Origin of the sequence: Pseudoalteromonas byunsanensis (genome assembly GCF_001854475.1) — a bacterium.
GTDB lineage: Bacteria > Pseudomonadota > Gammaproteobacteria > Enterobacterales > Alteromonadaceae > Pseudoalteromonas > Pseudoalteromonas byunsanensis.
Genome location: NZ_MNAN01000033.1, coordinates 36638 through 52691 on the forward strand (window position 1 = coordinate 36638; position 16054 = coordinate 52691).

16 protein-coding genes are annotated in these 16054 nt (G+C 42.1%); 11 read left to right on the forward strand and 5 right to left on the reverse strand.

Translation table 11 applies throughout. The features are described 5' to 3' along the window. Nucleotides 1-21: 21 nt before the first annotated feature. Together BIW53_RS14115 and speA are read right to left on the reverse strand one after the other, a co-directional pair. Nucleotides 22-891, reverse strand: coding sequence for an acyltransferase (locus BIW53_RS14115; protein WP_070992658.1), 870 nt, complete (start codon nt 889-891; stop codon nt 22-24). A 122-nt stretch (nt 892-1013) separates the two neighbouring features. Beyond that, entirely contained in the window at nt 1014-2894 is a 1881-nt protein-coding gene (speA, locus tag BIW53_RS14120) for a biosynthetic arginine decarboxylase (protein WP_070992659.1), read from the reverse strand. 338 nt (nt 2895-3232) lie between these two features. Between speA and BIW53_RS14125 the strand changes: the two genes are divergently transcribed. Together BIW53_RS14125 and speE are read left to right on the forward strand one after the other, a co-directional pair. Next, nucleotides 3233-3952, forward strand: coding sequence for a hypothetical protein (locus BIW53_RS14125; protein ID WP_070992660.1), 720 nt, complete (start codon nt 3233-3235; stop codon nt 3950-3952). A 657-nt stretch (nt 3953-4609) separates the two neighbouring features. Beyond that, nucleotides 4610-5470, forward strand: coding sequence for a polyamine aminopropyltransferase (gene speE, locus BIW53_RS14130; protein WP_070992661.1), 861 nt, complete (start codon nt 4610-4612; stop codon nt 5468-5470). A 72-nt stretch (nt 5471-5542) separates the two neighbouring features. On the opposite strand, the gene hemE is transcribed toward speE, so the two are convergent. Beyond that, the gene (hemE, locus tag BIW53_RS14135) at nt 5543-6607 is read right to left on the reverse strand and encodes a uroporphyrinogen decarboxylase (protein WP_070992662.1); all 1065 of its coding nucleotides are present in this window, start codon (nt 6605-6607) and stop codon (nt 5543-5545) included. 450 nt (nt 6608-7057) lie between these two features. Between hemE and BIW53_RS14140 the strand changes: the two genes are divergently transcribed. Further along, nucleotides 7058-7528, forward strand: coding sequence for an Rsd/AlgQ family anti-sigma factor (locus tag BIW53_RS14140; RefSeq protein WP_070992663.1), 471 nt, complete (start codon nt 7058-7060; stop codon nt 7526-7528). Between the two features lie 79 nt (nt 7529-7607). On the opposite strand, the gene fkpA is transcribed toward BIW53_RS14140, so the two are convergent. Further along, entirely contained in the window at nt 7608-8360 is a 753-nt protein-coding gene (fkpA, locus tag BIW53_RS14145; RefSeq protein ID WP_070992664.1) for an FKBP-type peptidyl-prolyl cis-trans isomerase, read from the reverse strand. A 254-nt stretch (nt 8361-8614) separates the two neighbouring features. Between fkpA and BIW53_RS14150 the strand changes: the two genes are divergently transcribed. Then, on the forward strand, nt 8615-9604 hold the full coding sequence (locus BIW53_RS14150; protein ID WP_070992665.1) for a WD40 repeat domain-containing protein: 990 nt from the start codon (nt 8615-8617) through the stop codon (nt 9602-9604). Then, complete coding sequence (locus tag BIW53_RS14155; RefSeq protein WP_070992666.1) at nt 9601-9813, forward strand: SlyX family protein; 213 nt, start codon at nt 9601-9603, stop codon at nt 9811-9813. Before BIW53_RS14150 ends, BIW53_RS14155 begins: the two co-directional genes overlap by 4 nt. Before the next feature lie 13 nt (nt 9814-9826). Here the strand turns inward: BIW53_RS14155 and BIW53_RS14160 are convergent, their stop codons facing one another. Then, entirely contained in the window at nt 9827-10027 is a 201-nt protein-coding gene (locus tag BIW53_RS14160; protein ID WP_070992667.1) for a YheV family putative zinc ribbon protein, read from the reverse strand. Between the two features lie 179 nt (nt 10028-10206). Between BIW53_RS14160 and BIW53_RS14165 the strand changes: the two genes are divergently transcribed. The 6 genes from BIW53_RS14165 to BIW53_RS14185 all read left to right on the forward strand — a co-directional run bounded on the left by BIW53_RS14165 (nt 10207) and on the right by BIW53_RS14185 (nt 15558). After that, a complete protein-coding gene (locus BIW53_RS14165) occupies nt 10207-12126 on the forward strand; it encodes an ATP-binding cassette domain-containing protein (RefSeq protein ID WP_070992668.1) in 1920 nt (639 codons plus the stop codon). Beyond that, on the forward strand, nt 12123-12584 hold the full coding sequence (locus tag BIW53_RS14170) for a TIGR02444 family protein (RefSeq protein WP_070992669.1): 462 nt from the start codon (nt 12123-12125) through the stop codon (nt 12582-12584). Before BIW53_RS14165 ends, BIW53_RS14170 begins: the two co-directional genes overlap by 4 nt. Nucleotides 12585-12706: 122 nt before the next feature. After that, nucleotides 12707-12847, forward strand: a complete 141-nt coding sequence (locus BIW53_RS21095) for a DUF3149 domain-containing protein (RefSeq protein WP_139158858.1) — start codon at nt 12707-12709, stop codon at nt 12845-12847. A gap of 260 nt (nt 12848-13107) precedes the next feature. Next, a complete protein-coding gene (locus BIW53_RS14175; protein WP_070992670.1) occupies nt 13108-14088 on the forward strand; it encodes a hydrolase in 981 nt (326 codons plus the stop codon). After that, nucleotides 14085-14333, forward strand: a complete 249-nt coding sequence (locus BIW53_RS14180) for a YheU family protein (RefSeq protein WP_070992671.1) — start codon at nt 14085-14087, stop codon at nt 14331-14333. The genes BIW53_RS14175 and BIW53_RS14180 overlap by 4 nt, the downstream gene beginning before the upstream one ends. A gap of 76 nt (nt 14334-14409) precedes the next feature. Further along, nucleotides 14410-15558 carry a dipeptidase gene (locus BIW53_RS14185; protein WP_070992672.1) on the forward strand — a complete coding sequence of 383 codons (1149 nt, stop codon included), beginning with the start codon at nt 14410-14412 and terminating at the stop codon, nt 15556-15558. Nucleotides 15559-16054: the final 496 nt, after the last annotated feature.

Below are 16054 nucleotides of genomic sequence, written 5' to 3' on the forward strand. Positions count from 1 at the left end.
CAACCTCGCTTTGTTTAATTCTTAGCTACGTAACCGCTGTAACTGCTCGTCTTTTTGGCTCCACAACTGATTCAGTTCTGCCTGAAAACGTACTCTAAAGTCATTGTCATTACTATAGTCACCAATCAAGTTCTCACTCACCGGTAATACTTCCACATGCACATCTATTTGTTTTACACGACCGCTTACAAAATCAACAAATGTAGGAATACCATCAGGGTAATGAATCGTCACATTCACTACTTTACTTAACTGCTCACCCATTGCCTGCATAACAAATGCAATACCGCCGGCCTTAGGCTTAAGTAAATGTTTAAACGGACTGTTTTGGCGTCGGTGCTTTTGAGGTGTATAACGAGTACCTTCCACAAAATTCACAATGCTTACAGGCATGGCTTTAAACTTTTCACACGCTTTGCGCGTGGTTTCAACATCTTTACCTTTAAGCTTTGGATTCTTCTTCAACTGACTTTTGCTGGTACGCGTCATAAATGGAAAATCCAACGCCCACCAAGCTAGGCCAAGAAATGGAACATATAACAATTCTTTTTTTAAGAAAAAGTTTAAGAAGGGGATCTGACGATGTAGCACTCGTTGCATCACCAAAATATCCACCCAACTTTGATGATTTGCAATGACTAAATACCAGTCCCGTCGTTTAAGCTCGCTCAAGCCCTCAACATTTAGCTTGTAAGGAGATAATAACTTTTGGTTTAAGTTGTTACCCGCGACCCAAAAACTCGCACACTCTTTTGCCAACCAACTACATGCTTTTTGCAACGCAGCGATGGGTAATAGTTTGATCAAACCAAAGATAAAGATTGGGACAAACCATACTAGTGTGTTCAGTGCATACAGTATCAAACTCAAAATACAACGTAACAACGACATGCAATGCTTCCTTTACAGCCTAGCCAATTAGCTGAGTCATAAACAAATGACTCAGTCTTTAATATGGCCGACGATGATACCTTGTTTTTAACCAGCAAAAAACCTAACACACCATATTTTATCTAATCTTCAAAATAGGTATATCCTGCAAGCCCAGCATTAAGTTCTTGTAAATATTGTGCTCGCAGTGATTCATCCTGAACCGTTTCACTGACACGTGCGACAAAGTTATCCGCAAGCTGGGTGTGATCATAATGGACGAATTTTAATACGTCCTGAACGCTATCACCCTTGATAGCGTTGGTTAAGTTGTAGCCGTTATCGCACAGTTCAACGTGCACTGAATCCGTATCTCCAAACAAGTTATGTAGATCACCTAAAATTTCTTGGTAAGCACCTACCATAAACATGGCAATATGATATTGCTCGCCAGGGACATAAGGTGGAATAGGCAAACTTGATTCAATGCCAGAACCTTCAACATAGTCACGGATCTGACCGTCTGAATCACAGGTTATGTCTTGTAAAATAGCACGTTGTGTCAGTGGCTTGTCTAACGACTCAATTGGCATAACAGGGAACAACTGCTGAATGCCCCATACATCTGGTAATGATTGAAATAGTGAGAAATTAACAAATAGTTTGTCTGCCAACTTTTCATTTAAGTCGTCCAAAACCTCACGGTGTGCGCGAGCATTCTCATTAAGTAACTCTCTTACACGATGCAAAATGGTAAAATATAACTGCTCTATTTGCGCCCACTGGGTCATGCTCACCATACCATGGACATATTGAGCGTGAGCTTCGCTGAACAGGTGCATGGCGTCGTGATATGTTTCCAACGCTAAGCGCGCTGTGATACGGCTATACGCCTGCCATAGTTCTTGTAGGATCACATGCGCATCCTGAGCGGGCATAATTAGAGTATGTTGATGTGGCGCTTTTTCAACATCAATGACATCCGTTATGAGAACCGCGTGATGTGCTGTTAACGCTCGACCTGACTCAGTAATTATGGCGGGGTGTACTAGGTCATGTTGCTCGCACACCTCAGCAAAGGCACTAACCACATTGCGAGCATACTCTGCCACGGTGTAATTCATTGAACATGCACTGCGTGAGCCTGAGCCTTCATAGTCAACCCCTAAACCACCGCCAACATCCACAGTTTTCAGCGGTACGCCCAATTGAGATAACTCAGCAAAATGACGTGCACACTCTTTCAATGCTCGATGAATATCACGTATGTTAGCTATCTGCGAGCCAATATGAAAATGCACTAAATTCATCAAATGCAATTTGTTGGCTTGTTTGAGCATCTCGACCGCTTCGAGAACCTGCCCTGCCGTCAGACCAAACTTACCTTTTTCGCCGCCGGTGTTTTGCCATTTGCCTTTACCCACCGAATTCAAGCGAATTCGAATGCCGATGGCAGGCTCAATATTTAGGTCATCAATTTCTTTAATTAAGGTCGTCAGTTCTGACAACTTCTCAACCACAATATTCACTTTGTGGCCCATCGCTTGGCCAATACACGCGAGCCTTAAAAACTCACTGTCTTTGTATCCATTACAAACGATAGTAATCGGCTGTGTTGCAACCCCTAAAATGGCCATTAACTCTGGCTTCGAGCCAGCTTCTAAACCTACCTGACCACTTGGATGTGCCAGCAGCTTTGTTACCACCGAACGTTGCTGATTCACCTTTATTGGGTAAACACAGTTATATTGACCTTGATAGTCTCGTTGCTGACAGGCTTCTGAAAATGCATCTGTCATGGTATCGACACGATGTTTTAAGATGTCGGTAAAACGCACCAACACAGGTAAAGTTAAGCCTTGCGCCTTAAAGTCTTCAGTTAACTGATTGAGTGAAACTGGGGTTTTGTTGTGATCGCCATCAGGGTAAGCAACTAACTCACCTTTATTATTAATATCAAAATATCCTTCACTCCAATGAGCGACATTATATAAAGCACGTGCTGTGTCTAAACCCCAAGTCATGGCTTACTCGTTTATTCATTGTTAAAACCTGTAGTTTAATACGCTGCGAACCATATGGCGATGACATTTTTAGGCCAAGCCATATAGCAAGATACACCATATGAAGATTAAAACATTAATAACTCAACAATAACAAAAACCACGTTGAAGTTAACCTTTTTGCAAATACACTTGAAGTGACCGCGTGTTTGAGGGACGCCTTTGACAAGCGGATCACTAGAAACGTTGACAGCGCTTGCAGGAAAGCAATGGCCATGAACTGCAGCAGTTTGATCGCCTAGCGCTGAGATATAAAAAGACACAATGTTATTTTTGTAATCAAAAACAAGGAATTAATAATGAAAAAACTATTTATGCTACCCTTATTAATATGCTCAGCAGGTGTACTGGCGAACGTCACATCCGTCCCCTCTTTTGCATCGATACAAACGACCTTAATCTCAGATGCCAATACTTTAGGCATCAGTCACCAGCGCTACGCCGATGCAGTGATAAAATACGAACGCTTTATGACAAAATTGATTGCCCCACAAGGTTATCAAGACTATAACATCCCAGATATTGTCGCTTTCGAGCAACTACCAGCAGTGTCAGTTATTTACCCAAATGGAGAGCTTTTAACACCAGAGTTACAACAATCGTTAATCGAGCAAATTAACCACAACGATACCAAACTGGCGAATTACTTGGGCCTTAGTGTTCTAGAACTATATCTTTTCCTCAAATTACATTCTCAGTCTGTCATGGAGGGTAAATTACCAATCAATAACGCTATAGCTCCAGATGATTTAGCGCCTCTATTAGAGGACTATGTCGAAGTGGTATGTCGCGCTGATTGTAGTAATTTCGGCATGACCAGCAATGACTTCTACGACCTACTAAATGCCATGCGTGATCATTATGTTAGAGGTATGTACCGAGATATTAAGGTGATCTCTCGCAATCATGATGGTTCGCTACATGATATTGCCATGTGGCGAAAACGCCATGATGGACTCATATGGAAACTAAGAGCTGCAACGTGCGATGACGAGATAAGTTGTCCTGTCGAACCCTAAACCAAAATAGCAACTGATGCTCTGGCATCAGTTGCTCCTCACAAGCCCCCTCATATAGAAGCAAAGTTATTCAATGGAACTACTAACTACATTGCACTGGGTATTGCATATACTTTCAGCGGCACAATACGCGTCATGCAGCTAAATAAACCGAGCGTGTACTTAGACCCCTAAATACGAGCCACGCAAAAATATGATGTTTAGCTCAAGCCTACAGAGCGAAGGTGACTATGTTCCTACAGAGGAGCTACCAAACTCTCAACTTTTCCACAAATTTCCTGCAGCCAAGACGCATTTCAAAAAACAATATTCTGATTCAACAACAATGAGTTACAACTCATTAAAAGGAACCAAAATCGACACCAGTGACTTATTTAGGTCTTTGAGTCAAAGACCTAAGACTTTTCACTAAAAGCAATGCTTAAATCTATGTGCATAAACAACACAAAGGCTTACCACTTTATGGTCCGTGTGCCACAACCCGAGCCAATAATTATAAGTTTCTACCATATTGTAAAACATTCTTTTTTAATTGAATTAGTCAATTTATCTACAAAACATGCCGTCATAATTTTCCTAAATGCGCTAAAATAAATTGAGCAAAACTCAAAGCACTGGCAAAATTGCCAACAATTTATAGTAAGTGTGAAAATAGATATGTCGAATTTAGAAGCAAACCGTTGGTTTACAGAGGTCAGCGACCGAGATGGAAGCGCCTTTTCACTACGCATCAACAAAAAGCTGGATGAGATCCAATCACCGTTCCAAAATGTTGAGATGTATGAAACAACCAATTTTGGTAACCTCATGATCATCGATGGTTGCACCATGGTCAGCACCAGAGAAAACTTTTTTTATCATGAGATGATGAGCCACCCGGCACTTTTTTCTCACCCTGCACCAAAAAATGTGGTGATCATTGGTGGTGGTGACTGCGGCACTTTGCGTGAAGTATTAAAACACCCAGGTGTTGAACAGGTAACTCAAATTGATATCGACGAAGTCGTAACGCAAATGTCGCTAAAGTATTTCCCTGAGTTGTGCGAATCAAATAATGACCCACGTGCAACCGTGATGTTTGACGATGGTATCAAGTACATGCGTGAAGCAGCCGCGGAATCTATTGATGTCGTTATTGTCGATGGTACCGACCCAGTTGGCCCAGGTGAAGGACTGTTTAATCATGCGTTCTACAAGAGCTGCTTAGAAGCGCTACGCCCTGGTGGTATTATGGTTCAGCAAAGTGAGTCTCCACTTACTCACATGCCACTCCTTCTAGAAATGCGTGAAGCAATGCTTGAAGTTGGTTTTGTTGATTTACAGACACTACCTTTCCCTCAGCCTATTTATCCAAGCGGCTTGTGGTCAGCAACCATGGCACGTAAAGGTGAAGCATTTAATGGCTTTAGAGAACAAGATGCTGACAATGCACAATTTGATACAGAGTATTACAACACAGGTATTCATAAAGGCGCATTGGCCACCCCTAACTTTATGAAGCGCGCATTTAACAAATAATATTTGCGCCGCTTTACTGATAATAAAAAACCCAGACTGTGTCTGGGTTTTTTATCTTTTTAGCAAGCCAAATTACTTATGGTATTTGCCGCTGAATTCATGTACGGCATTAATAAATACACCCGCATTCTCAGGGTCAACATCAGGCGTAATTCCGTGGCCAAGGTTAAACACATGGCCTGAACCTTCACCGAAACCAGCAAGAATAGATTGCACCTCTTCACGAATACGCTCAGGCGTTCCATGTAGCATAGCAGGATCCATATTGCCCTGTAGTGCCACTTTGTCACCAACACGACGTTTTGCATCAGCAATATCAATCGTCCAATCCAAACCAATCGCATCACAGCCAGTCGCTGCAATCGCCTCAATCCACTGACCACCATTTTTGGTAAATAGTGTGACCGGTACTTTGCGACCGTCATTTTCACGGATCAAGCCATCCACTATTTTATGCATGTATTGCAAAGAAAACTCTTTATAATCACGAGGACTAAGTACGCCACCCCATGAGTCAAATACCATTAATGACTGCGCACCCGCTTTGACTTGCGCATTCAAATAATCAATCACAGAGTCCGCGAGCTTATCTAGCAGTAAATGCAATGTTTGCGGTTCCGCAAATGCCATTTTCTTAATTTTACCGAATGTTTTGCTGCTACCACCTTCAACCATATACGTAGCTAGCGTCCAAGGTGAACCTGAGAAACCAATTAGTGGTACTTCACCTTTCAACTCTCGACGAATGGTACTTACCGCATTCATGACATATCCCAGTTCTTCGGTAGGATCGATATTTGGGATATTTTTTACATCTTGTAACGAGCTGATTGGGCGCTCAAACTTAGGACCTTCACCTGTCTCGAAATATAAGCCTAGCCCCATTGCATCAGGAATGGTTAAAATATCACTGAACAAAATTGCCGCATCTAGCGGATAACGACGCAGCGGCTGTAAAGTAACCTCACAGGCAAGTTCTGCATTTTTGCATAAACTCATAAAGTCGCCAGCTTGTGCACGGGTTGCACGATATTCAGGTAAATAACGCCCAGCTTGACGCATCATCCAGACTGGCGTGACATCAACCGGCTGTTTCATCAACGCACGTAAATAACGATCGTTTTTCAATTCGCTCATAGCGTATCTCGATTCCAATGCTTTAAAAATTGCACGGGATTGTATCACTAACTTGGCGCTCACTCTATCTAAACCAAAGCGCAAAATCGCGTAACTATGATCTAGATTAAATTGCCCTTAACTCAAAATGTTAGCAAATTTGTACTGTAATTATACAAAATACATGGTGTGAAGGTATTTACAATCGGGGTGAAAACTTGTTATAAAATTGCCGCGTTACAAAAATAACAACAAAACACCTTTATAATAATAACAATAATAGTTATCAACTAGCTAAACTGCATTCAAACCACCTTCAAGGTGGTTTTTTCTTTTCTATAAACCCCAAAAATGGAACACTATGAAAATCAAATACTTATCATGTTTTTGTATAATAAAAATAAAAATAGGTTGACCTTTGCAACAGATTTCCTTTTTATAGTGTAAAACAATCCGCAATAGGAGATCACTATGCTTTCAAGGTTAGAGCAAGCCCAAGAAAAGTGGGGAGGCAGCCATAGTGTTATTGATGCATGGTTAGCAGAGCGACAAGAATTATTACTGCAATACTGTAAAATTGCGGGGTTCTCTCCTTATGACAAGAAAGATCATGCCCTACCTGATCAACTGCAAATACAGTCTTTTTGTCAGATTCTCATGGATTACTTATCTGCAGGCCATTTTGAAATTTACGACAACCTCGTCGAAGCCTGTGAAGAAAAAGGCCCTGATAGCGCTAAGCTCGCTCAGGAATTATATCCTCGTATTGCTGATACCACTGATGTCGCCTTAGATTTCAACGACAAATACGCTGAGAATTCACAAGAACAGGTATTAAGAGATTTTGATCGTGACCTATCTCATTTAGGTGAAGTATTAGAATCACGTTTTGAATTAGAAGATGAGCTAATTGATAACTTATATGCAAATCACACCGATTAAGTACTGATATGCCGCGGACATATTCAGCATACTAAAAAGGGCCTATTGGCCCTTTTTAGTATTCATAAACTGTAGCCTATTATTCAGCTTCAGCTTTTTGCTCTTCTTCTTGAATCTCTAGCAGCTCAACTTCGAAAATCAATGTTGAGTTGGCAGGGATCTTACCAAGATTACGCTCACCGTAACCAAGTTCAGGTGGAATCGTGAACTTAAACTTAGAACCTACAGGCATTAACTGTAAGCCTTCAGTCCAACCTTTGATCACTTGACGTAAACCAAAGCTCGCAGGTTGATTACGCGCGTAAGAGCTATCAAACTCTGTACCATCTAACAATGTACCTTTGTAGTGTACTTTTACATGGTCAGTATCAACTGGCTTTTTACCATCACCTTCGGCAAGTACTTCATACTGAAGACCAGACTCAGTCACCACAACACCTTCTTTTTTAGCGTTCTCAGCTAGGTATTTTTCACCTTCAGCTTTGTTTTGCTCAGCTTCAAGTTTTACTTTTTCAGCTTGTTTTTCACGTACTGACGTATCTAACGCAGTTAACACTTCGCGAATTTTCGCTTCATCAAGTTGTGCTTTACCAGCTAGAGCATCTTCAAAACCACGCTTTAGTAGAACTTGGTCAAGCTCAATACCAAAGCTGCTTTTATCTTCTAAATCTTTTTGTAAGAAATTACCTACTGAAGCACCAATACCATAGGCTTGTTGCTGTGCTTCTGTTTCTAGTTTTAGTTCTGCTGGTTTTTCTTCTGCTTTTTGGTTACATGCAGCTAGCGCTAAAACTGATGCTGCCACCAAAGACAATTTAATCGTCTGTTTCATTCTCTCTCTCCGACAGGTCTGTCGACCGTCTGTTAATATTATATTAATGGTTAAAGCTGTGTATCCACATTATCATTCATCACTAAATATGCCAAATTGTATAGCACTTTGGCATATATTTAACGTTTTCTGTGACTTGTAGCGACTTTGCGGTAACGATACGCTACTATCAAACTGATACTACCAATAAACTGTGTCGATTTTTATAGTCTAACCAGTGAAATTCACAGCGTTAAGGGGGAAATACCCATTTTATGCTCAAACTCCACCGTTTATGGCTGTTTTTTGTCTGTATACTGCTAAGCAGTTGTACCCCAGCCGATAAAAAAGCCGATTTTACCGTTGAGCATGCAGCACGAGGTGCATTTGCTGCTGCCATTTCACACGATGGTCGTTACAGTTTAGTGTCATCCGTAGAACATGGTGTCAGTCTTTGGGACAATCAAGTCCATGGCTTAAAATATCAGTGGCAACAGTCAAAAATCGATGGCAACTTAGTCCATTCTCTGGCAATTGCATATGATAACAGCGTGGCCGTTACCGCAGAAAATGAAACCTTTGCAGTTTGGAGTATCACCTCAGGTAAAAACCTCGGTTATTACCAAATCCAAACGGGGACCATCAGAGACATTGCTATTAGTAATCAGGGCCGCTACGTACTTTATGGACGTAGTGACAATGTAGTCGTACATCTGGACTTAGAAAGCGGAAGACGTATAGAGTTCCTCGGTCACCAAGAAAAAATTAATTCAATCGCTCTGTCTCCCAACGGGTACTTTGCGCTCACTGGTGCAAATGACTACAGTGCATATTTTTGGGATACCAGAACAGGCCAAGTGATCCACCGTTTTAATCATCCAAGCCGAGTGACTAAAGTGGCGCTCGATGCATCGGGTCAATACGCATTTACAGCCGACAGTTTAAAAAAAGCCAGTATTTGGCAACTGGCATCAGGTGATCTTGTGTCACAATTGCAGTATATTGCGCGGCAGAAAATATTTAGCGCAGTACGCTTTAATCAAACTGGTACTTTGCTTGCCACTGGCGCACCAAACCGAGAGCTCACCCTATGGCGAGTACAGGACGGTGAAAAGCTCGGGTTATGGAAAGTGCAGCCACGAGAAGGCAGTCGCCCAAAATCAGCAGTTGTGTTCGATGTCACATTTGTCGAACAAGACACAGCCCTAATAACGGAAAGCTCAAGTGGCTTATTAGAGCGTTTTAATCAAGTGGAGTCCCGATGACAGAGTTAGAAAATCGCGTTATGGAGCTTGAAGCCAAGGTGGCTTTTCAAGACGATACCATTGAAACCCTCAATGATGAACTCAAGGCTCATCAGCAAAGACTTGCAAAAATGCAGCGCCAGATAGAGTTACTAGGTGAAAAAATCAAAGAAGGTAGAGAAGAAGGCCTTATGCCACAACATCAAGAGCCTCCCCCGCCGCACTACTAACACTAAGCCAGAATCACTCTGGCTTAAACACACCTATCACTTGCTCAAATTGGCGTGTTGATGCCTGAACGGCTTCTTTTGGTTGAGTCATCACATGACCACATTTAACACACTCAACTTTTTCTACATCGTGCTCTTTGAACAGCATCATTACGTCGAGTTCTTTACACTCAGGACATGATGCCCCAGCAATAAAACGTTTTTTCTGTCTCACGGCTTTTTGCCCCTACTACACATATTTAAGCCCATATCGAATTGCGCTCATTTTAACCTAAAGCGACATTTATAGATACGATTGTAAGTATAGAACGGCCCAATAAGCACAACAGTGCTGACTTATATACCACCCTTCATGTTATGATGACCCCCATTCGGGTTTAACTACAAAGCATTATGATCCAGCTGTCTGATATTGAATTATTGCGTGGCGCCAAAAGCCTATTAAAAAATGCCAGTGCGACTTTATTTCCTGAGCACAAAGTCGGTCTTGTCGGAGCCAATGGCTGTGGGAAGTCCTCTTTATTTGCGCTATTAAAAGGCGAGTTAACGCTAGATGCTGGTGAGCTACTCATACCAAAAGATTGGTCGATTGCCTCAGTAAAACAAGAAACTCCAGCCCTCGACATAAGCGCTTTAGATTATGTATTACAAGGACATCCTGAATATTACCAATGTAGAGTGGCTTTACAACAAGCAGAGCAAGCACAAGATGGCGCAAAACAAGCGCAAGTTCACCAACAACTGGAACTTATGAAAGGTTACAGTATCGAAGCTAAAGCTGGCGAGTTATTACATGGCCTAGGCTTTAGTAATGAGCAAATTAGTCACTCTGTCAGCTCTTTCTCTGGTGGCTGGCGAATGCGTTTGAATTTAGCGCAAGCACTGATCCGTGATGCAGATCTCATGCTACTCGATGAGCCGACCAACCACTTGGATCTGGACGCTGTTTATTGGTTAGAACGCTTTTTACGTGCGTATACGGGCACCTTAGTTCTTATTTCTCACGACAGAGAGTTTTTAGATGCGGTGGTGGATCAAATCTGGCACATAGACCAACAAAAAATCAATGTCTACAAGGGTCACTACTCGCAGTTCGAACGCCAAAAAGCAGAACGAATGGCACAGCATCAAGCTCTATTTGAAAAACAACAAGAACAAATTGTACATTTAGAAAAGTTCATCACTCGCTTTAAGGCCAAAGCCAGCAAAGCGAAACAGGCACAAAGTCGAGTAAAAGCACTAGAGCGCATGGAGAAGCTTGCGCCAGCTCATGCTGACTCTCCATTTGATTTTGAATTCGCAGAGCCTACAGCTTTACCCAACCCACTAATGACCTTAGATGGCGCGCAAGCTGGCTACAATGATGTGACTGTGCTTCACAAAATCAAATTGAATTTAGTACCCGGCAGCAGAATTGCTTTGCTGGGGCGTAACGGTGCAGGTAAATCAACTTTAATAAAATTACTCGCGGGGGAACTCATCCCGCAAGCGGGTGACGTATTTACTCATCAGGGCCTAAAAATTGGTTACTTTGCCCAACATCAGTTGGAATCTTTAGATCTAAGCGCCAGTGCAGTCACCCATATTCAACGTTTAGACCCAAAGGCCAGTGAACAATCTCTGCGTGATTTTTTAGGTGGGTTTGCTTTTAATGGAGATCGAGCACTTGAGCCTGTCGCGCCTTTTTCGGGCGGTGAAAAGGCACGACTTGTACTTGCCATGCTAGTCTATCAAAAGCCCAACTTATTGCTCCTTGATGAGCCAACCAACCACTTAGATTTAGAAATGCGTCATGCCTTAGTTATGGCTCTACAAGGTTTTGAAGGGGCAATGGTCACCGTATCGCACGACCGTCACATGTTGAAAAATACTGCTGATGAATACTATTTGGTCGACAATGGCGAGGTTACATCTTTTGGCTATGACCTTGACGCATACTATCAATGGCTATTGAACGCCAATAAAGAGACAAGTAAAAAGTCAGAAGTAGAAAGCAAAGCACATTCAAGCAGTAATCGTAAGGAACAAAAGCGCCTTGAAGCCGAGTTTCGTAAATCTGTGCAACCACTCAAAAAAGACATCGAGAAACTTGAAAAGTCTCTCGACAAATACTCCGAGCAGCTATCAACGATAGAGCAGCAACTGGCAAACAACGATTTATACCAAGAAGAAAATAAAGCCCAGCTTACTGACTTGCTCGCACAACAGGCAAGCATCACTCCACTACTTAATGAAGTCGAAGAGTCACTGCTATTAGCACTAGAAGAACTCGAAGAAAAACAAGCTTCTTTTGAACAAAGCCTTGGTCTATGAATAAATTAAGCGAACAAGCCTTCTGGAACTTTTCATGTCAACTGTATCGGCAAGGAGGTGCACAAAACACCTTGCTGATGCTGCAAAATGAACGACAGAAAAATATCAACCTTTGCTTGCTGCTGCTTTATCTAGAAAAGTTACAATTGCAAATCCGCGAAGTGGATGTCACACGCTTGATTCAGCTTTGCCTACAGTTAGACGCACAACTTTTAGCTCCGCATAGGGCTATAAGGTCTGAGCTTAAACAGCGGTATGTACGACACCCTCACTATCAAAAGCTTCGCGAGCAACTGCTACAAAGCGAACTACAGCTAGAGCGTTTCCAACAAACAGAGCTGCTTACTCTCACCCAGCAACTTGTACTACAGCCGCTCAGCCCCAGCCACAACCTATCGCTATATCTGAATGAACACGACTTATCGTTATTGCAACAGAGCTTAGCTGACGAGAAATAATGATCTCGATCAAGGTCTTATAGACCTTAAAGCTAGCGCGCTTAGAAACTTGATCTCGATCATATCATCCGCCTCTAAGCAGGACTAAGATTACTACATCGACAAGTTAGGAGGCCACAGCCATGAACGTATTCTTCAGAGATTTTTTGAGTGACCCTGTACTATTTCTCTCTTTTGGGATTTTAGGCACAGTGATTGGGTTGTGTATCTTCTACGTTTATTACTTTGTCAAAAAAGTACAAGAGGCAGAAGTACCTCATTGATAAGTAAATAATTATTGGGCTGTGAGTAAATACTTAACGGCACTACTGGTTCCCCCAGCAGTAAACAAATTAAGCACGACGCACAAAGCACCTTACTAACCTTGTTAGTCGGGTGCTTTTTATTTGTGTATGAGCGTTAGCGGCTTTGAAGCTAGGTTACCATTGAGCAAATACGTTTCTGTATTTAGCTGAACCAATGTACCTGTTATCCTAAGCATAGGTTTGTTAGACTTCATTCTCCTTTGATTCTAAGACGCTTTATGGACTACTCATTCAACAGCGCATGGTGGATGCGCAATCGACATGTGCAAACAATTCTGCCACGCTTTTTTCGCCCGCTGCAAAAAGTACCTGTACAATTTGAAGAACTAGGCACGCCCGATGGTGACTTTTTAGAGTTGGCCTGGGCACAAGAGAAACGTCCAAATGCGCCACTAGCTATTATCCTGCATGGTCTAGAGGGTAATATTAATAGCTTTTATGCCAAGGGAATGCTCAAGGCTTTAACACACAAAGGCTTTGATGCCGTATTAATGCACTTTCGCAATTGTTCTCGCGCAGCCAATAAATTACCCAGAGCCTATCACAGTGGTGAAACATCTGATCTTGGGTTTCTGATCCACACCTTAAAACAGCGCTTTGTTGAGCGACCACTTTATGCGGTTGGCTTTTCTTTAGGTGGCAACGTATTGGCTAAATATTTAGGAGAACAACGCCAGCATAGTGGTTTACAAGGTGCTGCAATCATTTCCGCACCTCATCATTTGTCATCCTCATGTCAGGTGATCAGAAAAAGTTGCTATGGGCTATATCAAAAGTATTTACTCGATAGAATGAAGCGCTCATTTTCGCGTAAACTAGATACCATTGCGGATGTACTCACCATTGATGAGCAGCAATTAAATGAAATTAATGACCTTTGGCAATTTGATAATTTGATCACTGCACCTCTGCATGGCTTTGATGGCGCTGAAGATTATTACAGACAAGCCAGTGCGCAAGACTACTTGAAACATATCGTCACGCCTACGCTATTGATCCATGCTCAAGATGACCCTATGTTATCAGAACAGGCTGTACCACAACCTGAGCACGTCAGTGATAGCATCACTTTAGCTGTCTCTGAAACGGGTGGTCACGTGGGTTTTATCAGTGGTAATAATCCATTAAAGCCCCAGTTCTGGCTAGAAAAAGCCGTACCTCACTATTTCAACTCATTGCAAGCAAAGAGTACTTTATGATCATTCCTTACCAACAAATTGACACCGCTACACTTGATAACCTTATTGAGCACTATGTACTACGTGAAGGCACCGACTATGGTGAACAAGAGTTCTCTACTGACGCGAAGGTTGAACATGTCAGGTCGCAATTGAAGTCAGGTGAAGCCTTAATCGTGTATTCGCAATTACATGAGTCTGTCAACATTGTTTCAAAAGCCCAATTTCAGGCAATGCAAGACGAAGATTACTCAGACTATCAGTAACTGGTCGCAGAGCATTTAGCCTACTGGCTTTTTCAGTTATAGTCTGAATACATCCAGAATAACTTAAGGCAGGCTCATGACATTACGTTTTACTCTTTGCGCCCTTGCTTTGTCGGCTTTGACCGCACAAGCGCAAGATTATCAAGCATCTGAACGCGCACATAGGATTGCTCAAAAAAGCATTCTCATTGACACGCATATTGATGTACCTTATCGACTAAAATCCCAGTGGGATGATGTGAGTAAAGCTACAGTAGGTGGTGATTTTGACTACCCTAGAGCTGTCAAAGGCGGTTTGAACGCACCGTTTATGTCTATTTACATCCCTGCCAACCTAGAGTTTGAAGGTGAAGGTAAGAGCTACCTATTGGCTAACCAACTCATCGATGGGATGGAGGCCTTAGCGTTCAGAGCCCCAGAAAAATTTGCCATCGCATACTCTAGTAAAGATATTTTTACCCATTTTAAGCAGGGAAAAATGTCTATTGCTATGGGCATGGAAAATGGCTCCCCCATTGAGGGTAGTCTCAAGAACCTAAAACATTTTTTCGATAGAGGTGTGCGTTATATCACTTTAGCTCACTCACAAAGCAATCATATTTCAGATTCATCTTACGATGTTCGCCGTAAGTGGAAAGGGTTAAGTCCATTTGGCAAAGAATTAGTTGTCGAAATGAACAAAATTGGCATGCTCGTCGATGTGTCGCATATCTCTGATGCTGCGTTCTATCAAGTTATGGAACTGTCTAAGGTCCCAGTGATCGCATCTCACTCATCACTGAGAAAATATACACCTGGCTTTGAGCGCAACATGGATGATGACATGCTTAAAGCATTGAAAAAGAATGGCGGTGTGATCCAAATTAACTTTGGTTCAAGCTTTGTAACCTCAAGCGCACAGAACTGGTATAAGAAACGTGATAACGCTGCACAGCGAGAAGATTTCATCAAAGATAATCCATTCCCATTTGCCACCCTTGAACAAGTGCTTGATCATATCGATCACGTGGTCAAGCTCATTGGTATAGACCATGTTGGTATCGGCTCTGACTATGATGGTGTGGGAGATTCTCTCCCTGTGGGGTTAAAAGATGTATCAAGCTATCCTAATCTAGTCCAAGGCTTGCTGGATAGAGGCTACAGTGAAGTGAATATCAAGAAAATCTTATCAGGCAATACCCTGCGAGTTTGGAAACAAGCCGAGGAATACGCTGCCCAATTCTAACGCACATAAGCAAAGTGCAGCAGCGCTTTGCTTCACCTAGCTAATTTTTTCAATGCTAACAGCGCCTGTATCAGAAAATAGATCAACAACTATGCACTGTTCTAAGAAGTAATTTCGAAGCTGCAACTTACGAAGAGTTAGCCGATGACTTTTGGTCGTGACCAAAAAAAGTGCTTCTGGAGCTTTGACTTATGAAAAGTGAACCGACGACCTTTAAAGTTGTACAAAGTAGTGATTGTGGGAGCTGTGACTTATGAAAAGTGAACCGACGACCTTTAAAGTTGTACAAAGAAGTGATTGTGGGAGCTGTGACTTATGAAAAGTGAACCGACGACCTTTAAAGTTGTACAAAGAAGTGATTGTGGGAGCTATGACTTATGAAAAGTGAACCGACGACCTTTAAAGTTGTACAAAGAAGTGATTGTGGGAGCTATGACTTATGAAAAGTGAACCGACGACCTTTAAAGTTGTACAAAGTAGTGATTGTGGGAGCTGT